This is a genomic window from Pseudomonas sp. OE 28.3, from assembly GCF_014268205.2.
GTDB lineage: Bacteria > Pseudomonadota > Gammaproteobacteria > Pseudomonadales > Pseudomonadaceae > Aquipseudomonas > Aquipseudomonas edaphica.
The window spans coordinates 3,372,306-3,398,728 of record NZ_CP077082.1; the positions used below are offsets into that span (position 1 = coordinate 3,372,306).

16 protein-coding genes are annotated in these 26,423 nt (G+C 56.4%); 9 read left to right on the forward strand and 7 right to left on the reverse strand.

The features are described from left to right. Positions 1-204 precede the first annotated feature (204 nt). Entirely contained in the window at positions 205-1,197 is a 993-nt protein-coding gene (locus tag HU759_RS15140) for a fimbrial protein (protein WP_225933061.1), read from the forward strand. A 69-nt stretch (positions 1,198-1,266) separates the two neighbouring features. Here HU759_RS15140 and HU759_RS15145 read toward each other — a convergent pair whose 3' ends face one another. Next, on the reverse strand, positions 1,267-2,028 hold the full coding sequence (locus HU759_RS15145) for a hypothetical protein (protein ID WP_170037247.1): 762 nt from the start codon (positions 2,026-2,028) through the stop codon (positions 1,267-1,269). Between the two features lie 236 nt (positions 2,029-2,264). Between HU759_RS15145 and HU759_RS15150 the strand changes: the two genes are divergently transcribed. The 4 genes from HU759_RS15150 (at position 2,265) to HU759_RS15165 (ending at position 6,603) form a co-directional block, all read left to right on the forward strand. Continuing rightward, positions 2,265-3,188: an ABC transporter ATP-binding protein gene (locus HU759_RS15150; RefSeq protein ID WP_170037250.1), complete on the forward strand. Its 924-nt coding sequence runs from the start codon at positions 2,265-2,267 to the stop codon at positions 3,186-3,188. Beyond that, entirely contained in the window at positions 3,185-3,919 is a 735-nt protein-coding gene (locus HU759_RS15155) for an ABC transporter permease subunit (protein WP_170037253.1), read from the forward strand. Before HU759_RS15150 ends, HU759_RS15155 begins: the two co-directional genes overlap by 4 nt. Positions 3,920-3,923: 4 nt before the next feature. Beyond that, the gene (locus HU759_RS15160; RefSeq protein WP_186616886.1) at positions 3,924-5,741 is read left to right on the forward strand and encodes a Gldg family protein; all 1,818 of its coding nucleotides are present in this window, start codon (positions 3,924-3,926) and stop codon (positions 5,739-5,741) included. Positions 5,742-5,853: 112 nt separating this feature from the next. After that, positions 5,854-6,603, forward strand: coding sequence for a glucose 1-dehydrogenase (locus tag HU759_RS15165; protein WP_104912356.1), 750 nt, complete (start codon positions 5,854-5,856; stop codon positions 6,601-6,603). Here the strand turns inward: HU759_RS15165 and HU759_RS15170 are convergent. Then, positions 6,600-7,520 (reverse strand): AraC family transcriptional regulator, encoded by a 921-nt coding sequence (locus tag HU759_RS15170; protein WP_138450855.1) that lies wholly within the window; start codon positions 7,518-7,520, stop codon positions 6,600-6,602. The two genes, HU759_RS15165 and HU759_RS15170, sit on opposite strands and share 4 nt — an antisense overlap. An 86-nt stretch (positions 7,521-7,606) precedes the next feature. Between HU759_RS15170 and HU759_RS15175 the strand changes: the two genes are divergently transcribed. Beyond that, complete coding sequence (locus HU759_RS15175; RefSeq protein ID WP_138450857.1) at positions 7,607-9,082, forward strand: aldehyde dehydrogenase family protein; 1,476 nt, start codon at positions 7,607-7,609, stop codon at positions 9,080-9,082. Positions 9,083-9,531: 449 nt separating this feature from the next. After that, positions 9,532-10,161 carry a response regulator transcription factor gene (locus HU759_RS15180; RefSeq protein WP_186354667.1) on the forward strand — a complete coding sequence of 210 codons (630 nt, stop codon included), beginning with the start codon at positions 9,532-9,534 and terminating at the stop codon, positions 10,159-10,161. Between the two features lie 11 nt (positions 10,162-10,172). Here HU759_RS15180 and HU759_RS15185 read toward each other — a convergent pair whose 3' ends face one another. Both HU759_RS15185 and HU759_RS15190 read right to left on the reverse strand, forming a co-directional pair. Further along, positions 10,173-13,805 (reverse strand): transporter substrate-binding domain-containing protein, encoded by a 3,633-nt coding sequence (locus HU759_RS15185; protein WP_170037259.1) that lies wholly within the window; start codon positions 13,803-13,805, stop codon positions 10,173-10,175. Positions 13,806-13,906: 101 nt separating this feature from the next. Continuing rightward, the gene (locus HU759_RS15190; protein ID WP_138453511.1) at positions 13,907-14,752 is read right to left on the reverse strand and encodes an EAL domain-containing protein; all 846 of its coding nucleotides are present in this window, start codon (positions 14,750-14,752) and stop codon (positions 13,907-13,909) included. A 294-nt stretch (positions 14,753-15,046) separates the two neighbouring features. Between HU759_RS15190 and HU759_RS15195 the strand changes: the two genes are divergently transcribed. After that, complete coding sequence (locus HU759_RS15195; protein ID WP_225933062.1) at positions 15,047-18,184, forward strand: hybrid sensor histidine kinase/response regulator; 3,138 nt, start codon at positions 15,047-15,049, stop codon at positions 18,182-18,184. Positions 18,185-19,671: 1,487 nt separating this feature from the next. Next, entirely contained in the window at positions 19,672-20,550 is an 879-nt protein-coding gene (locus HU759_RS15200) for a fimbrial protein (RefSeq protein ID WP_170037265.1), read from the forward strand. Between the two features lie 151 nt (positions 20,551-20,701). Here HU759_RS15200 and HU759_RS15205 read toward each other — a convergent pair whose 3' ends face one another. The 3 genes from HU759_RS15205 to HU759_RS15215 are packed head-to-tail and all read right to left on the reverse strand — an operon-like array spanning position 20,702 to position 26,381. Further along, a complete protein-coding gene (locus tag HU759_RS15205) occupies positions 20,702-22,135 on the reverse strand; it encodes an efflux transporter outer membrane subunit (protein WP_170037268.1) in 1,434 nt (477 codons plus the stop codon). A 19-nt stretch (positions 22,136-22,154) separates the two neighbouring features. Further along, on the reverse strand, positions 22,155-25,247 hold the full coding sequence (locus HU759_RS15210) for a MexW/MexI family multidrug efflux RND transporter permease subunit (protein ID WP_186616884.1): 3,093 nt from the start codon (positions 25,245-25,247) through the stop codon (positions 22,155-22,157). An 18-nt stretch (positions 25,248-25,265) separates the two neighbouring features. After that, a complete protein-coding gene (locus tag HU759_RS15215) occupies positions 25,266-26,381 on the reverse strand; it encodes an efflux RND transporter periplasmic adaptor subunit (RefSeq protein ID WP_170037275.1) in 1,116 nt (371 codons plus the stop codon). Positions 26,382-26,423 lie beyond the last annotated feature (42 nt).

Genomic DNA, 26,423 nt, shown 5'->3' on the forward strand with positions numbered 1-26,423 from the left:
CGCAGGTGATGCGTCAGGCCGTCTGTTGACTCTGCGATGCCTGATATGAATTCAATACTAAATGTTCGGCGTTCAAGGTCGGCCATAGCGTGCGTCGGCATATGGCTGTTTATATATGGCGTGGCGGCTGAAGCCGGGACGTTGGTCGACAGTGTTGCGACGTCTTGCACATTCAGCAACGGTATGGGCAGGCCGTGGTCACAAGTGACACCTTTGACGAGTAATACGCCCATTGGCTCGGTGTTATGGGAGCGCGCTGTAGCGCTGAATGCCAACTACAACTTTGCCCCGGCTGCCGGCATTGCCCATGAGTTGGTTTCTATGGCCTATTGGGGACCCGGTACACCGCTGACAGACGGAATTGCCCCCACCAACATTGACGGCATTGGCCTGAAAATATATGTGAACTCATCGGACGGTCAACGTCGACCGCTGCTGCAAACGCCACTGCCGATCGCGATGGAGAAAGAGCGCGTTCAATATGATTCGTCCGCAGCGCAAACGCGTGGTTCAACGATGGTTACCAACTACATGCAACAGTTGATTCTAACGGTCGCATCCAGCCAACTTCCTGCCGGAAAACTGATCGTCGATCGCGTTGCCGGCAGTTCTCAACTCATGCTTTATGCGGTGGATCTACCCAGGGGCAAAGCTGCTTTTGGCAGTAGTGTGGAGGTACCTACAGACAACATACCGATTGGCATCTGTCGCGCGCCTTACCTGCTGATGGGGCCCGCTGCTATCAATATGGGGAATGGTGGCCCGATTGAAATTCCAAATACCTGTGACGTGCAAACCTACCAGACGATACCGGTGCAACTGGGGCGCATGAGCCTGAACGATTTTCCTCAGGTGGGTGCGACTTCAATGCCTGTGCACTTCGCCATCGAGTTGAGCCAATGCGCGGCCAACGCCAAGCCAGAGATTACATTCACTGACAAGTACGGGCCGCCTGCGGACCCCACGATACTGACTCTTGAACCCTCTGCGACCAGTGCCCAGGGTTTTGGGATAGTCATGATCAATGAGTTGACGCATCAGGTGGTTCGTTATGACGGCGCTGCTTATCCGATGAAACGGGCTGGTGATGGAGCCAAAATACCGTTGAGCGCACATTACGTTCGCCAGGGGCATGATGAGACGTTGAAAGCGGGCGCCGCGAATGGAGCGGCGGAGTTTACCTTTACTTTTCCTTGATGGAATACAGCAGGTGACGGATGTCGATTCTTTAAATAACCAATACGCTTTGTTGTCTTGCTGGAATTTTCATCTGTCGAGAAGTGCATCGAGTTGTTCTTCTGCTGCCTGTAAGGAACTGATGCTGGCCAGTAATTCATCCTCACGCTGGTTTAGTGCCTGTTCGCGGATGAGTAATTGCTGCTCTCGTTGTTCGAGTTCGCGTTGAAGCTCATCGAGCTTTACATATTTGCCCAGTAATATTTCCTTGTGGTGGGTGATGCTGGCGACAAGTGATTTTATGTTCGCGTCAATCTTTGACGAAGTTGTCTGTACGTTGCATGTTGCTACCGACTCAACCGTCACACTGCTCGCCTCGCGGATTGCCAGGGGCGCGCAACTGCTCGTGTCTTTCGACTGCAGGGGCAGGGCACTGGCCTCGGACGGTGGGTCGTAATGCAAGAGATTCATGAGCCACGCGTCACTGATCTTGAGGCTGTAGTGAGTATTTACAGCGCTGCACTCAATGTCGGTGTCGGTCAGGTCCATCAATGCATAAGTATTTTCGGTTTGTCTTGGAACGGTCGCGCAGGCATCGCGCAAAACATCCTTCAGTACTTGAGCCGCCGCCGTAAGTATCTCAGGCGGGGCATCGCACATGCGCAGCGTTTGGTCCTCGCCTTCAAGATACGTCAGGTAAATCTTCACCAGTTCGTCGCCCGATTTTTCATTGAGGCTATAAACCAGAAACTGTCGATGGAGACCGGTGGCGGTGAAACCGCACAGGACCACGGCGTTGAGCAATTGACCATGGGCATCGGGTATTTCAAGCGTTCGCAATAACATGAGCAATCCGGCTCCGTGAGGCTGAAGGGGGTAGCGGTGAGGTGAGCAGAATAGCCAGCTGGACCTAATAGCGTTGTCAGATAAATCCTACTCGCCAATGGACAGTTCGATTCGCGCCAAGGAACAATCGGATTCACCGCTGATGAGGTTTCAGGATCCGTACCCTATCGATAAGGTGCGTCGCGAAACGAAGCGTGCACTCTCAGACGCTTCGCCGCGTCTGAGCAGGTAACTGGGAAACCATGATCGATATAACGCATTTGACCAAACGTTTCGGCAAAGCCCTGGCAGTAAACGATGTGTCTTTCAAGGCCACCTCGGGTGAGGTGCTGGGGATGCTCGGCCCCAACGGCGCGGGAAAGTCCACCACCCTGCGTATGCTCACCGGGTTCATGTCGCCCACCTCAGGCACCGCCAACTTTTTCGGTTTTGATATACGCCGTCAGACGCGCCACGCTCAACGTCTGATCGGCTACGTTCCTGAAACAGCGGCTTGCTATAACGAAATGTCCGTCGCGAGTTTTTTAGGTTTTATTGCTCAAGTGCGCGGCTTGCGTGGGCGCGAAAAGACGGCGCGGGTCACGTCCATGCTTGAGCAATTCGAGCTGATGGAAGTACGTGGCCAGACCATCGATACCCTGTCCAAGGGGTTCCAGCGCCGCGTCGGATTGGCGCAAGCGATCCTGCATGATCCCAAGATACTGATCCTCGATGAGCCCACCGATGGTCTGGACCCGAATCAGAAGTACCGCGTGCGCGAGCAAATCAAGGAGTTGGCCCGCGACAAAATCGTCATCATTTCTACCCACATCCTCGAAGAGGTCACCGCATTGTGCAGCCGCGTGCTGGTTATGGATAAAGGTCGGCTGTTGGTCGACAGCACCCCGCTGGAATTGGAAAGTCGTTCGCGCTATCACCAGGCAGTGACGTTGTACGCCACCCGGCCTCTGGATGTAATGACACTGGGCATGCTGCCAGGCGTTTCAGGCATAGAGGCGGGGCCTGAACCCTATAGCGTGCGGGTGCTGGCACGCGCTGGAGCGGTGATATTACCGGCTATCAATTCGCTGATTGTGAGTCGCGGCTGGGATGTGCCACGCCAGGAAGTCGAGCGAGGCTCTCTGGGGGAGGTCTTCCGGCTGCTGACCCGGGAGCAACAACCATGAGGACGTTCTGGCCGGTGTTCAAGCGCGAACTGTGCAGTTATTTCCTCACTCCCGTCGCGTATGTGTTTACCCTCTTGCTACTGCTGCTCAGCGGTATCAGCACTTTTTACCTGGGCGACTTCTACCAGCGTAACCAGGCCGACCTGGCACCGTTCTTCGACTATCTGCCGTGGCTATATGCGTTGCTGCTGCCGACCCTTGCCATGCGCATGTGGTCCATCGAGCGGCAGAGCGGATCAATCGAGTTGTTGATGTGCCTGGCCGTGGGTACGGCTGAGGCGGTTGTGGCCAAGTTCCTCGCTGCCTGGGCGGTCAGCGGGTTGGCGCTGGCGTTGACGTTTCCACTGGTGATTACAGTCAACTACCTGGGGGCGCCGGACAACGGCGTCATCCTTTGTGGCTATCTGGCCAGTTGGTTACTGGCTGGCAGTTGCCTGGCCATTGGCGGGTGCCTGTCGGCATTGACCAAGAACCCACTGATTGCCTTCCTTACCGCAATGGCGCTATGTCTGGCATTCATGGCCTGTGGCTTCCCGGTGGTATTGGATGTCTTGCATGGTTGGTCAAGTTTGCCCTGGCTCGATGGCGTGGCTTCGTTGAGTTTCCTCACACATTTCGAGGGACTATGCCGAGGTGTGATCGACCCACAGGACGTGTTGTATTTTTTCAGCCAGATCATAGGCTGGCTCGCCGCTACCGTGATTGCGGTTGAATTGAAAAAGGCAGTGTGACGCCATGTCATTCAAATCGATGACACGTACCTGCTTGCGCCTCGTGGTCATTATCGCTGGGTTCGTGGCGGTCAACTTCGAGTTGGCACCACGTATGGCGTCCATGCGGTTGGACCTTACCGAGCAGCAGCTTTACACCCTCAGCCCGGGGTCGCGTCAGATCATTCAGGCCGTGTTGGAACCCACCGATCTGTACTTCTACTTTTCCAGCCAGGCCGCCAGGGACCTTACGGTCATGCGCGGTTACGCGGTGCGTATCAAAGCATTGCTGCGTGAATATGAGCGTGTGTCAAATGGCCGACTACGGGTGCACATTATTGACCCTGCTCCGTTTTCAGCAGACGAAGCCCGCGCAGTCGAACTTGGTTTGCAACCAGCCCCCATCGGCAAGGCGGGTGCGGCGGTTTACTTTGGTTTGACCATCGTCGACGCACAGGCGCACCACGCCAGCATCGGTTTCTTTGCGCTTGAACAACAAACGTTCCTTGAGTACGACATCAGCCGCACATTGCAGACGTTGACTCGGTCTGCGCGGCCAGTGATTGGCCTGATGTCTTCGTTGCCGTTGGCAGGTGGCTTCGATGTGCAGTCGGGGCGAACGCGACAGCCTTGGCGGATCATGCAGGAGATCGACAATGCGTTTGAAGTGCGCGAGCTGGCGTCCGATGTCGACACCATCGACAGTGCACTCAATGTCCTGATGCTCGTGCATCCCAAGCACTTATCTGCGCCCACGCTGCGCGCCATTGATCAGTTTGTGCTGCGCGGCGGGCGTTTGCTGGTGTTCGTCGACCCCTATAGTGAGCAGGATCGCGGCGATTATTATTTTGGGATACCCAGCAAAGACAAGTCTTCCGACCTCGCGCTTTTGTTCAAGGCGTGGGGCATCAAGCTTCTACCTGATCGCATGTTGGGCGACGGCCGCTACGGTCAGTTTGTGGCAATGGCCCAAGGCGCAGAGCCGGTCTGGCAACCGACCGCCCTGGGGCTGTCACCCTCTGCGATGAATGAAAAGGATGTGATTACTGCTGGTATTGGCAGCCTTAACCTCACAACCGCCGGTATCTTGAGCGCCGTGCCGGGTGCAACAACTACTCTGACACCGCTGCTGCACAGTTCGGAGCAGGCCATGCCCTACAAGACGGCGCTTCTGAATCATCTGGAAAGTCCCGACGCGCTGTCCAAGAGCTTCAAGGCTACAGGCGAGCGTTATCTGATTGCGGTACGCCTGCAGGGGGCGGCACGCTCGGCTTTTCTGGACTCTCCCGGAGCGCTTACCTACGCGCAGAATATCAACGTCGTGGTGGTGGCAGACACAGACGTATTGAGCGACAACCTGTGGGCGGATGTGCAGCAGCAAGGGGATCGTGCAGTCACGGTGCCATGGGCTGACAATGCGGTGCTGGTGCTCAATGCGCTGGACAGCCTGTCCGGGTCGGATGCCTTGATCAGCTTACGCTCACGGGGACATTACAGCCGAACGTTCACTGTGGTCGAAGAGTTGCAGCAGCAATTCCGCGAGCGTTATCGCAGCATGAGCGGTGAGCTGCAGGGAAAGCTCGATGAAGCTGAAAAACATCTCGCGCCTTTGGCCGCAGAGCAGGGGCGAGATATGCCTCTGACGGCGGAACAGCAAACCGCCCTTGCACAATTTAACGCTGAAAAAGCGGGCGTTGAAATGCAGATGCGCCTTGTAGCGCGAGAACTGACCCTTCATGTTGAGCATCTAGGCCTGCTGCTCAAGGCGCTCAACATCCTGGCAATCCCATTGCTGCTTTCACTGATCTGCTTTTGCATATTCTTATGGCGCGGGCGATCGTGATGAAGGCAGGACGATTACTAAGCTTTTCTGGAGCATTGGCTATTAACCGGTTCACGGCATCCCCTTAAGCTGGATTCACTGAGTTTCAACCAGCAATAGAAAGGAAGTGAACATGAAAAGGTTGCACAAGAAAGTCGCGCTGGTGACCGGCGCTTCCAAGGGCATTGGCGCGGCCATTGCCAAACAATTGGCCCAGGATGGCGCCACCGTCATCGTTAACTACGCCAACAGCCGCGAGGACGCTGACCGGGTGGTTGAACATATCCTGCAAACCGGCGCCAGGGCACATGCAGTGCAGGCAGATGTCTCCAACAGCGCCGACCTCAAGGTGCTGTTCAAGACCATCGTGCATGAGCATGGTCACCTCGATATTTTGGTCAACAATGCCGGTGTCTACTCGACCAGCGCCTTGGCCGACATTACTGAGGCGGAGTTTCATCGCCAGTTCAACCTCAACGTCCTGGGACTGATCCAGTGTACCCAGGCAGCAGTTGAAGTGTTCAACCCTAAGGGCGGCAGCATCGTCAACATCAGCTCCAGCGTCACCTCGTTCACACCGGCCAATTCGGCGGTGTACACCGCCTCCAAGGCTGCGGTTGACGCCATCACCCGTACCCTGGCCAATGAATTGGGGCCCAGAAATATCCGTGTCAACTCAGTGAATCCCGGACTGGTTGTCACCGAGGGTGTGCACGCCAGTGGCTTTTTCGAAGAGGCGTTCCGGCAAAAAATTGAAGCTATTACACCGCTGGGGCGCATCGGTCAGCCCGAGGATATTGCACCCGCCGTCGCCTTCCTGGCGTCGTCGGATGCAGGCTGGATCACCGGTGAAACCCTGATAATCGGCGGCGGCCTGCACTAAACCTGGGCGGCGTGCTCGCGCACATAGTGGCGGGGCGACTGCAACATGACGCGCTTGAATGCCGTGCTGAATGCGCTTTCGGACTCATAACCCAATGAGAACGCGATGGTGGACACCGAGTCATCGGAGTTCTTCAACCGATCACTGGCCAGCAACATGCGCCAGTACGTCAGATACTCCATGGGTGCTGCGCCGACCACCTGTTTGAAGCGCAGCGCGAAGGCCGAGCGCGACATGGTTGCCAGTTGCGCCAGTTCCTGGACGCTCCAGCGATGGGCCGGGTCGGCGTGCATCGCGCTAAGGGCAACACTGAGGTTGCGGTCGGCCAGGCCGTAAAACCAGCCGATGCCGCTGCTTTCCAGGGTCGCCAAGTGAGTGCGCAAAACTTCGACCAGCATCAGGTGCGCCAAGTGTTCGTTCATCAGCGAGCGGCCTGGGCGCTTCTGCTGCAGCTCCGAGGTGAAGCGCTCAAGAGCCCAGCGTAGGAGCGATGCCTGGGGCTCATTGGCCTGCACGTGAACCAGCGAGGGCAGGCTGCTGAGCAGTAACTGGGTAGGCACGCCGCTGAAGTCAAAGCGGCCACCGACCAACTGCGTGTCATTGCCGCCGTAATGCAAGGCCAGTTCGTCCGCCGCGAGGGTTTGAAAGTGACCGTCGGAGTTCATCACCGGCTGGGACATATCACTGTAGAGCGAAAAAGGCATGCCACGGGTCATCAGGAAACAATCACCCTGGTGCAGGCGCTGCGGCTGCTGTTCGCCATCCACTTGCAACCAGCAACTGCCCTTGACCACCGCGGTGAACTTGATGCCCTCACGTTCAGGGAAAGTGAAGGCCCAATCACCGCCCAAGGAGAGCGTGGCTGAGTGGTAATTACGGATTCTCAGCAAGGAAAGAACGTCGGACAGAGGATCCATATATCACCTGGGTGGACGGAAAATAAAGTAATCGGGATTTTATAACAGAGCTCATCCAGATTTCACGTTTAAATATGAGGTACACCATGCAAATCAATTTCGATAAGTCTTATGGCCCACTGATAAATGGGGTGTTTGAAACTGACGATAAAGCGCGCTCTTTTGCTGCGGTCGACCCTGCCACGGGCAGGCACTTAGCCTACATCCGCTATTGTGACGCCAAGGATGTCGATCGCGCTGTAAAGGCTGCGCATGCAGCGTTTCCCGCCTGGCGTGCCCTGGGTCAGCAAATGCGCGCGCGCCTGATGAACCTGCTGGCTGACGAGATCGAAGAGCACAGCGAACGCCTGGCCATGATCGATGCCCATGACGTGGGGCGCTGCATCAGCGAAGTACGCAAGGATTACCTGACCGCCGTCCGACACTATCGCTATTTCGCCTCGGTGATCATGGCTCATGAAGACACTGGTCGGGAAATCGACGGTGGTTACGCCATCGCCAAGCGTGAGCCTTTGGGCGTATGCGGGCAGATCATTCCCTGGAACGCGCCGGCGATCATGGCCGCGTTCAAGCTCGCACCGGCACTGGTCGCCGGTAATACCGTCGTGCTCAAGCCTGATGAAAATGCTTCGTTGTCGACGCTGGAGTTGGGCAAGCTGATCCAGAAGATCTTTCCCGCCGGTGTGGTGAACATGGTCACTGGGCGGGGTGACATCGTCGGTGCAGCGTTGAGCGAGCATCCTTTGATCAGGAAGCTATCGTTCACCGGCAGTACCGAAGTCGGCCGTACGGTAGCAGGTGTCGCAGCCCGACGTCTTGTGCCCTCAACACTCGAACTGGGTGGCAAGAGCGCCAATATCGTGTTTCCGGACATCGACGACATCGATGCGGTGGTCGACAACACCACCTTCGCCGCCATTCATAACAATGGGCAGTCGTGCCTGGCGGGCACGCGTTTGTTCGTGCATGCATCGATTGCCGAACAGTTTCAGGAAAAACTGATAGCCGCGTTCAAGCGCGTGAGAGTCGGATCACCCTTGGCTGAAGAATCACGGGTCAGTTGCTTGGTCAATGCGCAACAAGGTGAGCGCGTGTTGAGCTACATCATCATGGGCCTGGAGGAGGGCGCCAAACTGCTCGCAGGTGGTGGTCGAGCATCGGTTCCAGGTTGCGAGCACGGTTACTTCATACAACCAACGTTATTACTGGCACGTAACGATATGAGCATCTGTCAGGAAGAGATTTTTGGCCCGGTGCTTTCGCTGATCGTGTGGGACGACTATGAAACGATGATCGCCCAGGCCAATGGAACTGAATACGGTTTGGCCGCCGGGATCTACACAAGCAACCTGCAGCACGCTATGGAGACCGCTGCGCGGCTGGAGGCAGGGTCGGTGTGGATCAATCGCTACTCGAACATTACCGATGGGACGGCGTTTGGCGGGTATAAAAACAGTGGTATAGGCCGTGAGTTTTGTCGGGAGACGCTGAATGCTTATACACAGATAAAAACCATCACGATGCAGGCGCGTGCACCGCTGAGCTGGTTTACAGGCGTGTAGATAAACGGGGGCCGCGTGCAGTCAGATGGTGCGCGCGGACCCGATAGCATGATTTTACCGATTATCTTTGGTTCGATTGGTTGGAAGATGTGTTCAGTAGAGAGAGGGCACAAACAGCGTCTGACGCCAAGAAAGCTTTCTGGTCAACTATACTGTTGTAGGAATTATCCTGCCTGCGCAAAGGATATATCTATGGTGGCATAGAGATTCTTGCGGTTTGCGCTGCGAATAAGTTGAGTATGATTGCCGCCTCTTGCTAGCGTCCTCGGCGACGGCGCCTCAACAGCAGGTTGCCGAGTGTTCGCAATAACTTATGCGTTTCTCGGTACGTCATGCCGCAAAACGCAGATTGCTTCGAATACTTTGGGTTGCGATTAGCTGCTCAGTTGTTCCCTTGCATAGACTATACCGTCATCGCTACTCAAATCGAACTTCAGGAATAATTAATCATGGGCACCATAGTCATCGTCGACGACCACCCCCTGATGCGCATGGCTGTGCGCGTGATGCTCGAGCAGGAAGGGCATTCGATTGTCGCCGAGGTCGACAACGGTGTAGATGCGGTAGAAGCCATCCGCAAACTGCTCCCGGACATGATCGTTCTTGACTTGAGCATCCCGAGAATGGACGGCCTGTCAGTCATTGCGCACCTCAAAGCTATCGGTATTTCTACCCGAGTGCTGATCCTTACCTCCGGCGACACTCGAAACTTCGCTATGCGTTCGTTGCAGGCTGGTGCAGCGGGTTTTGTCTGCAAGGATGACAACCTGGACGAACTGGTCGGTGCGGTGAAGGCCGTGTTGTCGGGTTACAGCTATTTTCCGGCCAACACCATTCACCAGTTACGCGACAATACCCAGGCCGCCAGCGAGGAAAGCCTGCTGATTGCACAATTGTCCGATCGTGAGATCACCGTGTTGAAGCTGCTGGCTCGCGGCATGGGCAATCAGGCCATCGCCGATGAGTTGATGATCAATCACAAGACTGTGAGCACGTACAAAATTCGACTTCAACGCAAGCTGAGTGTAGAAAACCTGATTGCTCTGGGTGAGCTGGCCAAGCGCAATGGCTTGGCGTAGTCGCTTTCTGCCTAGGGTTCGAGCATGTGTTGAATACGCCGTAACTCCTTCTTCACCTGCCTGACCTGCGCCGGTACGTCCTCGGCGCCGGTTCGGCAGCCATGCTCCAGTTCCTTGCACAACTCAAGCAGATAATCATTGCACATTAATGCCGCGCTACCCCTCAAACGGTGAGCCAGCTGCGCAATGCCAGCGAGGTCCCGTGTCTCACTAAAGTCACGCAATTGCTCGATATCCTGTTGATTGCTGCGCATCAATTCAGCTTGCAGTTGTTGAATGATTGCCGGGTTGCCACCGGTAATCGGCTTGAGCAGGTTCATGTCGAATTCAGGCCGATGCTGCGCCGGTTTGCTGACTTTGTAGCCTGGCTTATCCGCAGGCTCCAGTAATGCCAGGCGCTGTTCGAGGATGGCCAGGCTGATCGGTTTGATCAGGCAGTCGCCCATGCCGGCGTTAAGACAACGGTCCATTTCTTCCTGCTGGGCGTCGGCTGTCAGCCCCAGAATCGTCAATGCACCGCTGTCGCGTTGCTGTTCTTCCTTGCGGATTGCCAGTGTCAGTTCTACTCCGTCCATGACCGGCATGTGGTAATCCGTGATAAGCCAGTCAACCGCAAACGCACGCCACGCCTCCAATGCCTCCAGTCCATTGCTGGCTTCAATCACTTTGCAGCCCAGGTACTCCAGCTGTGCGCGCAACATTTGACGGTTCAAGGTGTTGTCGTCTGCGATCAGCACTCGCATGGCCCAGCTTGGAGTGGCCTCGGAGGACGCGGGCAGCGGCAGTTTTTCTTCAGGCAGCGGTTCCAGAAGCTTGAGCTTGAGGGTTACGTTGACCGTTGTGCCTTGCCCCAGCGTGCTGGTCAGATCCAGACGGCCACCCATCATTTCACACAGCGAACGCGACACCACCAACCCGAGCCCGCTGCCGCCATGGACCGAGAGGTCTGACTGAGTCACTTGCGCGAAGGGGCGAAACAGCGTTTGCCGATCTGCCTCACTGATGCCTATACCCGTGTCATGCACTTGCAGATGCATGTTGAGTGTTTGCCCATTCACCACGCGGCATACCAAGCGGATGACGATACGGCCGCGTTCCGTGAACTTGATCGCATTGCTCACCAGATTGGACAGTACTTGTTTGAAGCGCAGAGGGTCGATGGAGACGTCCAGGGTGGTGCCGGCGTCGATTTCCAGAATCAGGTCCAGTTTCTTCTTTCTCGCCAGCCCTTCGAATACCCGCGCCACCATCTCCACCAGATTCTTGAGGTTGGCCCGGCGTGGGGAGAAGCTCAAATGCCCGGATTCAATGCGTACGATATCCAGCGTATTGCCCAACAGCTCAAGCAGGTTCTTGGCGGCCGTGTAGGCCACGTCGATGTTCACTCGATCCAGTACGCCGTGGTCGGCGCGTTTGAGCGCCAACTCCAATGTGCCGATTACCGCGCTCATGGGCGTGCGGATCTCGTGGCTCATGGTCGCAAGAAATTGGGTTTTGGCGCGGCTGGCCTCGTCGGCCTGGGTTTTGGCCTGCTGCAGTTGTTCGATCAGGTGATGATGTTGCGAGACGTCTTGCCAGCCGCAGATCACCCCTGCGATCGTGCCATTAGAATCACGAAACGGCTGAATCCAATGCTCGATGAAGTGGGATTGTCCCTCGATGGTGATCTGCAGTTGCTGTTCGATGGCATTGCCATCCTCCATGGCTTGCAGGTAACTCTGGTGGAGCGAGGGCGCCAGTTCGATATCGCCATGGTTCGTTTGCAAAGCAGTTTTACCCAGCACCTGGGATTGGCACAGTTTCATGACGTGCTCATAGCTGCGGCTGCATGACAGCAGGCGTCCTTCGCGGTCGCGTACATACACGGGAACGGGCATGGCATGGTTCAAGGTTTGCAGAAACTCCAGCTGATCATTCAGGGCTTTTTCAGCTGCGACCCGGCGCCGGATCTGACGGCGCAGTTGCACGATTCGGATGATCGAAATCAGCAGCACCAGCAATGCGCAGCAGATGATCTGCAGGATGACCAGTTTGTAGTCGCGCCAGTTCTGGCCACTCATGGCCGCATTAGCGCGCCAGCGAATGGTGATTGCATTAAGCTCGTCAGGTGGGATGCTCAGCAGAGCTTTATCCATGATCGACTGCAGCTCGGTTTCGCCACGGCGCATGGCGAAGTTGGCGGTGGCCGCCTGGCCGTCGACGACACCGGCCACGCGCAGTTCTTTTTCATAGAGGCGCGCGGTGTAGTAACGAGCCATGGACAGGGTCATCAACACAGCGTCGGCGTCGCCATTGACCACCATGCGCATGGCCTCAAGGTTGTTTGTTGGGGTAATCAACTGCACCGTGGGAAAGCCTTTGCGAATGCTGTCGATCAATACATGCCCCTGGACAATGGCCAGGCGCTTGCCGGCCAAAGCATTGAGACTCGAACGCTCTCGGCCCGATTCAGCAGTCGACGCGACCAGCGCAAACGAGCTGGTTGCGAATGGATGGCTGAAACGGAAATGGTTCAGCCGCTCCGGGCTGGCCGTCAACACGGCTAAATCAGTATCGCCGTCGCGTAAAGCGTCCTGAATGCCTTCAAAACTGGAGGCGCGTTGAATCTCGAACTTGAGCCCGGTGCGTTGGGTGATGATCTCGAACAAATCGGATATCACACCGTTGAAGCGGCCCTTGGCGTCGAAAAATGCCGAGGGTGCCATGTCATCGTTAATCATGAAGCGCGCCACTGGGTGCTGGGCCAGCCAGCGTTTTTCCTGGGCGTTCAGATGCACATTATCGTCCGGCATTACCGTGCCGCCGCCGGTCCAGCGCTTGATCAGGTAGCTCATGCGCAGTTGGCCGAATGTGGTCAGCGAGGCATTTAGAATGCGTAGCAGGCGTTGATCTTCCTGCTTGAGCAGAAACCCATAGCCGCCTGCGTCGACTTTCACAAACTGGATAAATTTGAGATAGCTGAAAAAGCTATGGTTGACCAGGTAGTGGGTGGTTACCGAGTCGCCCAAAAACACGTCGATGTTCTGGAACGCGACGGCGGCCAAGGCTTGCGCGGTGGTGTCGTAGGTAAAAAACTGTGCATGAGGATAGCGGTCGGTCAGTAGCGCGTATGGCAGGTAGTCCTTGGAGACTGCTACGGTTAGCCCATTGAGATCTGAGGGAACCGCAATGTCGCTGTCCTGGCGTTGATAGAGTACGGGGGCATTGACGCTGTACGGCAGCGTCACCACCGTGTCAGAAGAGTCGCGATCATAGTCGCTGGACCGGCTGATCAAGTCGATTTCGCCGGCTCGCAAGGCGGCCATCGCTTGCCCACGGTCAGCAAACCCGACGACTTTGATATCCAGGCCCAGTTGTTGCTTGAGCATTGTCGCCACGTCAGCGCTGATGCCCTCGTAATCACCGTTGCCGTAGACCATGTCGAAGGGCAGGGTGAACGGTGCGACCACGCCCAGGCTGAGGGCACGCCGTTGGCGCAACCAGGCCCAGTCGGCTTCCGGTAATTGCAGCTTTTGTGGTTCCTGACTCACTTGGCTAAGCAAGTGCAGGGGCTGTTGCGGCATGGGTATCGTTGCGGCAGCGCCGTACGATACCGCCGGCAGCAGTACGGTGAAGAAAGCCACGAAGGCTTTGAGCGTGGACATGAAACGTATACCTGACTGCAAAATGCAAAGTACGCCGCGCTGGCCGGCTCAAGGTCGGCCACGGACGTGGCGGGTGGGGGAGTAAACGCTGTGAATGGGGTTCAGACTGACGTCAGCACTACCTGTGAGTCCGCAATGTATTCAAGGATGTAAGGCAGCAGCGCGGTATCCGCCATCGGCGGGGCGATGGCATATCCCTGCACAATGGATACGCCCAGGGTTTTGAGCCGCTTGAGCTGGGCCGGGGTCTCGACACCCTCGATCACCAGCGACACACCCAGGCTGGCTGCCAGGCTGACGGTATGGGCGACAATGGCGGTGCAGGCCGAGTGCGTGTCGAGTTTGTGTACGAAACCGGCGTCGAGTTTGAGCTCGGTGAAAGGCACATCACACAAGCGCTCCAGTGACGAGAAACCGGTGCCAAAGTCATCCATGGACAAACCGCAGCCCAGCAGCTTGAGTTGCAACAGGTTGTTCATGGCGACACTGCACGGATTGAGCGTGCCGGTTTCGGTGATCTCGAGGATGATGCTTTGGGCAGGGCACTCATGTGCACGCAGCAGCACTTTAATCGCCTGGCTCAGTATGGGGTTGCTGAGTTGAGACGGCTGAAGGTTGAATGACATCGTCAATGGCAGGTTCAGGCTGGCCAGTTTCTGGCGCAGGATCAGCCCTTGCTCGAAGAGGCGCAGGAACAGCTCATCCATCAGGTCGTGATGCTCCAGTGCTTGCAGGAAATACCCGGGCGTCAGAAGGCCTTTCTCGGGGTGCCGCCAGCGCGCGAGCACTTCCAAGCCGCAAATCGTGCCCGTTTTCAGCGAAAGCTGAGGTTGGTAGAAACCCACAAACGCGTGATCCGCCAACCCTTGGCGCAGCGCCTGTGCGTCTGGCTCTAGAAACTTTGGGGGGGCTGCCTGACTGAGGCTGAGTACGGCTGAGGTTTTCATGTAATGCCCTGCAAGGGATGACCATGAGTCAATTTTGCAGGATGTGAGTAACCATAAACGTCAGCTCTTTCGAGCGGATACGTAGGACTAATCTTACTGACTAATGAAAAGCCTATAGACTCACCCGAGTAGACGGTTGTTCGGTAACCGCACCTGAACTTTCAAAGGCCAGAAGTCCGCTTATGAACACTGCAAATGGCATCGCTTATGCGCTATAGGCAATCGAGCGTTGGCAAGCTTGAAAAAGTCTCGCTTCGGTTGGGTTTCGGCTTGTTGGTGTCTTTTTTGTTACTAGTGTTCTTCGCCGTGGCCGGGTATTGGGTGACCTACAAGGTCATTCGCGGGGAAGTGCTCAAAGTCGATTATCACTTTATGCGTTTTGTGGGCCGAGCCTACGACCATGAAATATTTCTGCTACGGGCCATCAAAGCCAGCAGCCAATTGGAATACAAGCCGGTATTTAGCCCTGGAGCCTATGTGGTCAACCAGACCATCCAGGGCAACATGCGTATTTATGAAGGCCAGGCATCCCAGGTAGCGACGACGTTTTCCGCGGCACTACCCATCAAAGCCGCTGATGCGAATGATGGGGTGCGGGATCAACAACTGCAACTTGGGGTTGCGCTGGCGAATGTGTATGGCGACTTCTGGAGCGGTTCAACCTTCGCGTCGCCGCAAATGTTCGTGTTTGATCTGTCGAGCGATTTCGACATCGCGATTCCTGCGATCAGCCCCCAGTCTCAACCAGGCCAGCGGAATTTTTCCCAGGTATTGGATGAGGTCAAGCAATCCGCGCGTCAGCTACCGCCCTTGAGCAGTGACTTGTTGGTGCGCTGGCGGCCTAGTCATTTCTTTTTGGGCGGTGAAGACATTCAACAAATACTGGGCTATGTCTCAGGTCGCATCGAAGAGGATCAGTGGGCGCGAAAGGGCCCACCCAGGGAATTGATTGCCGCTACCTTGCTGTATTGGGACGAATTTGACGCACCCGGGGTAAGGATAGAAAAGCAGTTTTTTGATCTGCCGTTGTACAGCAACGTCGACATCGCCGCGCCGGACGGCACGCGTGTAGTGGGGGGCAAGTCGCCACAGATCTACCAGTATGAAAGCGGCTTCCATTTCACTACCTCAGGGCTACTGATCAAGCGCAGTGCCGGGGACATGGGCGCTTGGCAGGCCCTGTATCGTATCCCCTACAAACAACTGATCCTGGATGCACGTTGGCAGTTGCTAGGACTGCTCGGCTTGCTGGGCTTATGCATCATCAGTGGCTGGTCGGTCATCCGATGGTATCGACGGCGCATCGTGGTGCCAGCGAGTAATGACTTTCGGGAGTTATTGGTCAACCATGACTTCAACCTGTCTTTGTTGCAAACGGTGCCGCTGGCTTTGTGTGTGGTCAAGGGGCCGCAGATCGAACTGGTGACGCAGAACAGTTTGTATACGCAATGGTTGGGCGAGCCGACCGAGTTTGCACAAATGATGGCGCTATGGCCGCTGTTTGAGCAGGATAAACCCCTTACCGGTGAAGGCTGCCTGCTGCTCGATCAGCGGGTCTTGCATGTGCGCTATACACCCACCGAGTATCTTGGCGACAGCGTGTTGCTGTGTACCTTCACTGATATTTCTTCCCACCGCGAAGCATCCGCATCGTTGCTACTCGCCCGCCAGGCGGCGGATGCGGCGAATGAGCAGAAAAGCAACTTCGTCGCCACCCTGAGCCATGAACTACGCACGCCGTTGTACGGTGTGCTGGGCACGCTTGAACTGCTGGGCATGACCTCTCTGGATGAACGCCAACGTGGTTATCTGCGTACAATCGATAGCTCATCCGCGGTATTGATGCATTTGATCAGCGATGTGCTCGACCTGTCCAAGATCGAAGCGGGCCAGCTGGTTCTGGAGTCCGTGGCGTTCCAGCCTCTGGAAATGCTTGAAGAAACCGTGCGCGGGTTCTCGGCGGTGGCGGCGAACAAAGGGCTGGCGCTTTACTGCTGCGTTGACCCGCGCGTGCCGAACCTTGTGCAGGGTGACCGCCTGCGTATCCAGCAGATCGTAGGCAACCTGCTCAATAACGCGATCAAGTTCACCCAGAGCGGGCATGTCGCAGTCTTCCTGTCGCCTATCGGAGTCTGCGCAGGCGAAGTGAGCCTGCAATGGTGCGTGATCGATAGCGGCCCAGGGATGTCCGAAGCGGTGCAGGCGCAACTGTTCGAGCGCTTTTACCAGGCTGACAGCAAGCATCACACCGTCGCCGGCACCGGGCTCGGGCTGCCTATCTGCTCCCATCTCAGCCAGATGATGGGGGGCGCATTGAGCGTGAACAGTGTGCTAGGCGAGGGCAGTACCTTCATATTCGAGTTGGCCCTGGAAATTCTAGAGGCCCGTCAATCTTCACTGCCGCAGTTATTAGGCAAGTGCATCGATGTTCGCACCCCCTATGCAACCTTGTCCGATAACCTTTGCGCCTGGCTGGAGTGGCACGGGGCACACACTACCGTGATGGGCGATGATGCTCGCGGAGCGCCTGATGCCGTGTTGACGGTCATGCCGCAAGAGGTTGAGGTGGCAAGCTCAGGCGCGATTAATGTCTTCGCCCAGCATGATTTCAGTAGTACGCCCCAGTTTATCGGCCAGGACGTGGTGGTGAACCAGAACAGCGTCGGGTCCATTTGCCGTGCGTTGGTGATGGCGATCACTGGCGAATCGGAGGCACCGTTACCGCAACCACCGGTGACGCATCTGCAACTGGAGCTGAATGTGCTGGTGGCCGAAGACAACCCGGTCAACCAGGTGCTGATGAAAGAGCAACTGGAACGTATCGGCTGTACGGTGGATGTCGTGCCCGATGGCGTCCAGGCGTTGCTGCAGTTGGAGTTGAAGGCTTACGACGTACTGCTGACGGATGTGAACATGCCGCTCATTGACGGCTATGAACTTGCCGATACATTGCGCCAGCGCGATGTGGATATGCCGATTATCGGCGTCACCGCCAATGCGCTGCGCGAGGAGGGCGAGCATTGCATCCGCGTGGGCATGAACAGTTGGTTATCCAAACCGATGGATATCCAAGGGCTTTATCTGTGTTTGCGCAGTGTGCTTGATCCTACGTTGGTCCAGGCTTCCAAGGGTGCTGCACAGGTAAACGATCTAGACGAGATAAATGTGCCGGAGCGCATGCTAGAGCTATTTCTTGAGACCATTTCCCAGGATTTGGGCGAGCTTAAGAGGCTGGGGCCGGGGCAGCGCAGTCATCAGGTAACCCTGTTACTGCACCGGATCCGGGGAGCGTTGGCTGTAGGCAAGGCGAAAACCCTGATTCGGCTGTGCCGCGACTTGGAGGCACTGGTCACCCGGAATGGGTTGACCCACACACATGAAGATGTCGCGGTATTTGTTCGGCGGGTCGAAGTAGCCATCGCTGGTTTATAAGCGTGCCATGTCGTTATGGATAAAAGGGAATAGAGGGGATAATGCTCGCCAACTTTTCTAAGCGATAACTCAGCGTAAAGTTGGCCTGGCCGGTAACCGTGCCTGGAGTGACCTTTGGTCCTGTTTGAATATATCTTGCACGAAGAGGGATTTTAAATGTGGGCACCCCAGGTCGTATGTCGCCAGATTTCCACTGGTTAGCACTGCGGTAGAGTCAGGGCCGAATTTGACGATGCCCTTTTCATTACTCATCTGAATGCCGAGTCCCGATGTACTCGATTGCGGACGCAATGATAATATGTCAGAGAAATTTCCGGGAGTTGAAACGTCCGTCAATGTGACATACGAACCGACGCCAACCCCTGGATCTCCTCCTGAGCAAGTCAGGTTTATGGAAAATAATACGGGGGCGGAACGGGCATCAACTCCGTTGAAAGCGGTGGTAGATATTTACCCAGATCTATCCGAGGTACGGGGTTAGAGAGTGAGCACTTGGGTACAGCTGCTGCCGAACTGACGCCAGCGACCGATACGGCCTATTGGTTGGAGCACGGACAGTAGTACACGACTTCGACATTTGATGCGATCGACAACTTGCCTTGCTGGATCGAGCCTGTCTTTATAAGCTCCACCCAAATGGTTTGGGTGTCAGCAAAGCTAGTAATATACTTGCCCAGTTCAGCGCGATTGCCAGGTTCTATGATTTCGGTGTAACCGTTTGGAATGGTTGGCCCTTCCAGATCGCCCACCACCTTATACCAATGCTAGGAATATTGGTTGAGTAAGTACCTTGCCCATAGGAAGATAGGGTGCTGTTATTCATATTCACATATATATTGATCTGCCCTGATAGGGTTGCCGTAACATCGGCAGATGTGATGATGGGGGGGGCGATTTTCATATGGTTTGCCCTATTTGAATGTTGCTTGATACATTCGGCGTCGTTGGTAGTTGAATGGCGGAGCTTGCGGGTATGTACACTCCGTCCGCTGTTGCTCTAGTTGAAAGTGTTAATTGCTGTAGGAAAATAATAGTACGTGTCATTAGGTTGGTCTATAAGTCTCGATAGTTTTAATTGTTCGGCCTTTAAATGGGTTGGGGATGTGGGGATATTCACTTTCCGGTGTAAGATATTTCTACGAATCTTAAGGGGTTTTCGCGTTTATGCAAAGGATAGAAGATGCTATCAAAGCTTATAAATAAGAACTTCTCCCGCGGCGCTGGCTTGTAGGATAAGTCGCGCAAATCAAGAGATTTGTCGTAGCCTGGAGGTGGCTTTTACTGATTGAGCAGGTGATTGATCGTGTTAGGCTAGCTAATGATTAATTTTTAACCCGGGTAGGCTAAATTTGAATTTTCAGTCGAGATATAAACTAGGTGGGGTTTCGAAAAAACAATTCGCCTATGCGGCTCTTGCGGTGTTGACTGCTGTTTGTAGTAGAGAGTGCAGTGCGGTTACATGCGATGCAACGGGGGACTCTACAAATATGGCTATTGTCAGCCCTGCAGCGATTCCTAGTGTCATGGCACAAAATAGTGATGTTTGGAGGCCGGCGAACCCGACAACCATCACCCTGAGATGTTGGGCAGAAAGGACCACATATTCTGATGAATATATATACTTTTATTTAAACCCAAAGGCGGTGGAACTAGGGTCTGAGGTGGGCTTGGGTATAGAGTTTATGGGGCAATATTATAGATATCCAGAAACCAAAAAAATCAAAACAGACCTAATGGTCCCCAGGTGTTTCAGAGCTACCGGATGTCCAGAAAGTACTTACTCTGCGGTCCTGACCTATTCGGTATTCTTATATAAGAAAACGCTACCTGCAACGCTGAAAACAGGAAATCTATCCACGACTAATAATGTGATTGCATTTCAATTCGACGGTGCTGGTGGCCTAGGCTCCCCTAGGACAGTGGCGCCAACACTGAGCGGAATTAGCGGGCTCAAATACGAGCCCTGTGAGTCAAGGCTGTCAATCAGTCCTAATAATATTGACTTCGGGAAAGTATATCTTAATAACTCAAAGCAGGGTGAGGTGGTTAAAAGTGTTGCATTTACTATCACTGAAAATCGCGCGTGCAGTTCAGCCTATGGTGTGAACTTGTCGATAAATGCTATTGATGGCGTTGTGCAGGATTTGAATGTGTTAGTGCCGGATAGCAATAAGTCGGTTGGGATAAGTGTTTTTGATGTTTCGGCGAATAAGCTAATAAATTATGGTTCCCCATTTATTTTTTCGAATAAAGAAAGTGCTTTGTCCAGCTCTAAAGAGTATGAGGCTCAGTTGAAGTGGGTCTCGCCTGCAGCCAAGGTCGGGAAGTTTGCTGCAGGTGTAGTGGTTAATATCATCTATAATTAGCTTTCCGGTATCACTTGAAAAATGTCTGTAGGTGACTAACTCGTATGCTTCTCTATCAGTATTTTTCCTAAAGCTAATAACGTACGGTTAATACGACTATTCGCTCACCAGGATGAAAGCTGCCAACCAGGATGGGTGGCAGCAGATTCTCTCAGTTCGATACGCTTGATTGAGGTGCAAGCCAGCCGCCACCCAGCGCTTTATAAAGCTGCACTACATCGAGATACGACGCGGTCTCCGCCTGCGTCAGCGCGTCCTGAGCATTCAGTTGCGTACGCTGCGCGTCCAGCTCTACCAGATACGCCGCACTACCTGCTTCATAACGCGCATGTGCCAGTCGAGCCGCACGCTCACTTTGCGCGGTAGCCTCAGCCAGGCTGCGAACCCGTTGCTGCGACAGGCTATAGGTCGTAAGCGCGCCCTCGGTTTCCTCAATCGCATTCAGCACCACTTGCTCATAACGCGCCTGACTACCCACCTCTCGCGCCTGCGCCCCGCGCTGCCTTGCCTTGACACTGGCCAGGTGCAGCGCCGGCCAACTGACCGAAGGCATCACGCTGAACGCGCGGCTGCCGCTGTCGCCCAAATCCCCACCGCGCAAGGCCACAAAGCCGAGAAAGCCGCCCAGGTCGATCCGTGGGTAAAGCTCGGCCGTCACCGCGCCAATGTCCGCATTCGACGCCGCCAAAGCGCGTTCGGCGCTGGCGACATCGGGACGCTGGCGCAGCAAGTCGCTTATCTGGCCAATCGGCAAGCGTGTGACCAGTGCCGGCAAGGGTTTCAGGTCGGTCAGCGCTTGCAGCTCATTGGGACGCGAGCCCGTGAGTACGGCGAGTCGATAACGGCTGAGCGCTTGACGGGTTTCCAGACTCGGCAATGTGGCTTGCACCCGTGCGCGCTCGGCCAGGGCGCTGGCCAACTCGTCGGCGGTGCCGCGCCCGGCATTCACGCGGCCCTGGACCAGCGCCACGGTTTTTTCCTGATTACTCAGGTTGGCCTGGGCCACCGCTAACTGCCGTTGCGCGCCGCGCAGTTCAAAGTAGTGACGCGCCACGTCGGCGGTCACTACGATGCGGGTTTGTGCCAGGTCCGCCGCGACGGCCTCGGCGCGTGCCGAAGAGGCCTGCGACAGGCGCTGCAGCCGGCCGAACAGGTCCAGCTCCCACTGCGCATCCAGGCCGGCCTGATAGGTCTTGGCCAGGTTGCGCTCACCGCTCGGGCCGGGGTTGGCTTGGGACAGGCTACGGGAATAAGCCCCGCTGGCGGTCACCGTTGGCAGTTGGTCCAACTGACGCTGATCCAGCACCGCGCGCGCCTCCAGCAAACGGGCCTGGGCGATGCGCAGGTCATGGTTACGCGCCAGCGCTTGATCGATCAGCGCATCCAGTTGTGGGTCCTGGAATTGTCGCCACCAATCCTGTTGCACGCGGGTGCTGCTATACAGCGCGGTATCGGGGCTTTGAGTCAGCTCTACTACGGGCTCGTTACTGGCCCGGTAGTCCGGGCCAACGGTACAGCCCGTCATCCAGGCCGAGCAAACCAGCAGCGCGAGCGGGCGAATCACGAAGGTATTGATAGGATGCATGTGTGTCTCCTTACACCGACTAAGCCGTGGCGGCGTCGGCTGCATCGGCAGCGGCCAGCGCACGGGCGCGCGGTGTGGTGGCCGCCATACGATGGTCGACGGCAATGAATGAATACATGGTCGGCAAAACCAGCAAAGTGAACAGCGTACCCACCAACATGCCCACCACGATCACCAGGCCCAGGTCATAACGGCTATGGGCACCGGCACCGGAGGCGAACAGCAGGGGAATCAAGCCCGCCACCATCGCCGCCGTGGTCATCAGGATCGGCCGCAAGCGCATCTTCGCCGAGTGCAGAATCGCCTCACGCCGGTCCAGGCCCTGCTTGACCTGCATCTCATTGGCGAACTCCACCATCAGGATGCCGTGCTTGCTGATCAGGCCGATCAGGGTCACCAGGCCGATCTGCGTGTAGATATTGATGGTCGCCATGCCCAGGGCCAGTGGAATCAATGCACCGCAAATCGACATCGGCACGCTGATCAGAATGATCAACGGGTCACGCAGGCTTTCATACTGCGCAGCGAGTACCAGGTAGATCACGATGATCGCGAACAGGAACGCCATGACCAGCGCGCCGCTTTCCTGATGGTATTGGCGTGCATCCGAGAGCCAGTCGTAGGTGAAACCCGGCGGCAGCAGTTTGGCTCGCGCCTCGAGGAACTTCACTGCATCGCCCATGGCCACGCCTGGGTTGGGGATCGCCTGGAAGATCGCCGAATTGAGCTGGTCGAACTGGGTCAATTGATTGGGCTCGACTCCGGTGGAGACGCTGACCAGATTGGACAGCGGTACTTGCCCACCCGTGGCGCTGGTCACATAAAAGCGCGACAGCGCTTCGGGCGTTAGCCGTTCACCGCGCAGGCTCTGCGGGATCACATCGTAGGAGCGGCCGTCCATGGCAAAGCGGTTGACGTAGTTTTCGCCTACCAGCACCGCCAGGGTGTCGCCCAGATCCTTCATGGTCACGCCCAGGCTATTGGCCTTGGTGCGGTCGACTTTGATTTTGATCACCGAGTTGTTGTAGTCCAGGTCGCTGTCGACCACCATGAACAAGCCGCTTTCACGTGCGGCGTGCTTGAGTGCTTCCATCGCCTCATAGACCAGGCTGTAGTCACCGGCACTCTTGATCACCATCTGCACCGGTAATCCACCGGTCGAGCCCGGCAATGAAGGTAGCTGGAAGGCAAAGACGCTGCTGCCCTCGATGGTGTTGGCGCGACTTTGCATATCGTTCTGAATCTGGTCGGCATTACGCTCGCGTTTTTCCCAATCGACGAAGTTGACCCCGCCGATGCTGTTGGATACGCCGTTGCTGCCGTTGATCAACCACAGGTTGCTCTGCTCCGGCAAGGTCACCATGACGTCGTTCCATTGCTTGCCGAACTTCTCGACGTAGTCGATGTTGGCATTCTGCGGCGATTTGATGGCCGTCAGGACGGTGGACTGGTCTTCGGTGGGCGCCAGTTCGGTTTGGGCAAGGCTGTACAGCCACGGCACGCTGATCAACACAATGACCGCAATCGTGAACGTGACCCAACGGTGATGCAGCGACAGATCCAACACGCGTCCGTAAGCGCTGCCGAGGCGATGGAAGAAGCTCTCGGCCTTGCGGGCCATCCAGCCTTCGTTCATCTGGCTGTTGAGCAGCAGTGAGCTCATCACCGGCGACAGCGTCAGCGCGATGATGCCGGAGACCACCACCGAGCCGGCCAAGGTGAAGGCGAACTCTTTGAACAGCGAGCCGGTCAGCCCACCCATGAGGCCGATGGGGGCATACACCGCCGCCAGTGTCAGGGTCATCGCAATCACCGGCGCTGCCACCTCACGTGCGCCCAGCAGGGCTGCATAAGTGGGAGACTTGCCTTCTTCGATATGACGGTGAACGTTCTCCACCACAATGATCGCGTCATCCACCACCAGGCCGATGGCCAATACCATCGCCAGCAAGGTCAGCAAGTTAATACTGAACCCGAACATCGACATGAACGCGGCTGCACCCAGCATCGAGAGGGGAATGGTGACCACCGGAATAATCACCGCCCGCGCCGAACCCAGGCTTAGGAATATCACCAGCACCACGATGGCGATGGCTTCGCCCAGCGTACCGAGTACTTCATCAATCGATGCGCTGATAAAACGTGCCAGCTCAAACGGCACAGCGACTTTCACGTCTGGCGGCAGGTTGGCGCGGATGCCCGGCAGCAGTTCGTTGAGTTTCTTGACGATCACCAGTGGGTTGGCATTGGGGGCGGCATTCAAACCGAAAAACACCGCTTGCACGCCGTCCATGGTGGCGCTGGTGTCGGTCGACGCCGCGCCCAGTTCCACCGTGGCGATATCGTTCAGGTGTACCACCCCGGCAGGGCTGGACTTGACCACCAACTGGCGAAACTCGGCGACATCGACCAGGTCGGTGTTGATCTGGATATCCGATACCACATACAAACCCTTGGCCTGACCGGGCGCAGCCTGCACGTTGTTATTCAACAGGGCTTGGGCCACATCGCTGCCGGAAATCCCGTGGGCGGCCATGCGATTGGCATCCAGCCAAATGCGCATGGCCATTTTCTGCCCGCCGTTGAGGTCAATGCTGCCGACCCCTTCGATGGAAGACAGTTGCGGTTGCACCACGCGCTGCAAGTAGTCCGAGAGGGCTGCAGTGGACAGGGTCGGGCTGGAAAAACCCACATAGGCCACGGCTGTGGCTTCACCGGAGGATTTCACAATCACCGGGTCGTAAGCCTGCTCCGGCAAGCGGTATTTGACCTCGTTGACCTTGGCCATCACCTGGGTCATGGCCTTGTTGGAGTCGGCGTTGAGCTTCATGCGCACAGTGATCACGCTTTTGCCCTGGGTCGACGTAGAACTCATGTAGTCGACGTCTTCCACCGTAGCGACAGATTGCGCGATGGCCTGGGTGACGAAGCCCTGCATCAGTTGCGGCGAAGCACCGGGGTACTGGGTGGTGATCGTCAGCGTGGAGCTTTCCGTCAGGGGGTACTGACGAATCGGCAGGTTGTTTATGGCCAGCAGCCCCATCAATAAAATCAGGGTGCTGACCACCAGCGCCAACACCGGGCGCCGCACGAACAAGTCGGTGAATTTCATTTTCAGATCCTTGGTGTATCAGCGGCTCGAGGCCTGGTCGAGCCCTACGGTGTCCTTGAGCGCGATGCGTACCAGGGCGCCGCTGCTCAAGCGCAACTGACCGGAGGTGACCACGCGATCACCGGCCTTCACGCCGTCAAGCAGCACGACCCGGCCTTCGGAGCGTTCGCCGGTCTTCACGTAGACCTGGCGTACCGTGTTGGTCAGCTGCGTATCGGCGCCCTCGAGCACGTAGACAAAGTCACCGTAGGCGCTGTAGCTCACAGCCGTTTCGGGCACGCTGATGACATCTTTTTTGGCTGGCAGATGGATTTCGCCATTGGCGTACATGCCGGGTGACAGCAGGTTGTCCGGATTCGCTAGCGTGGCCTGGACCAGCACCGTGCGGGTGCCCGGGTCGATACGTGGTTCGAGGGTACTGACGTGGCCCTTGAACAAGCGCTGGGGGTACGCGTCTACGCTGACGCTCATCTCCTGGCCCGTTTTGAGCTGTGCCAGGGCACGTTCGGGCAGGGTGATATTGGCGTACAGCGTCTGTGCGTCGGTCAGCGACACCATGGCATCGCCGGCCTGCACGAACTGGCCCAGGTTGACCTTGCGCACACCCAGCACGCCGGTGAAGGGCGCCTTGATGCGTTTTTGATCGATCAGCGCCTTGATCCGCACGATATCGGCCAGCGCCTGGGAGTAGGCGGACTGCACTTGATCCAGTTCCTCTTGCGTCGCCGCCTGCTGAGGCAGCAAACGCTGGGTTCGCAGTAACTGGGCCTTGGCGTTGGCGGCCTGGGCCTGAAGCCTGGCCAGTTCGCCTTGTTCCGGCGCATCGTTGAGCTGCACCAGGGTTTGCCCGGCTTTCACCCGCTCGCCGGGTTGGAATGCAATGGCACGTACCAGGCCGCCGCTTTCGGCGGTGACCATGACTTGGCGGGTGGCTTCCAGTTCACCGATACCCGCCAGCGAGTTAGGCATATCGGCTTGCGTGGCGGTGGCGACGGCCACCTGGATGGCCGGCGCAGCCGTTCCGGCCGACGTTTGGGTAGGTTGGGCAGAGGTGGACTGCCGGTACAGGCCGACGGCGCCGCCAATGGCGAGCACCGCAGCAATCGTGACGCACACTTTAAGTTTTTTATTCATGATTCCGGTACTGACGTAAGGCAAAAAATTAAGAACCCTGAG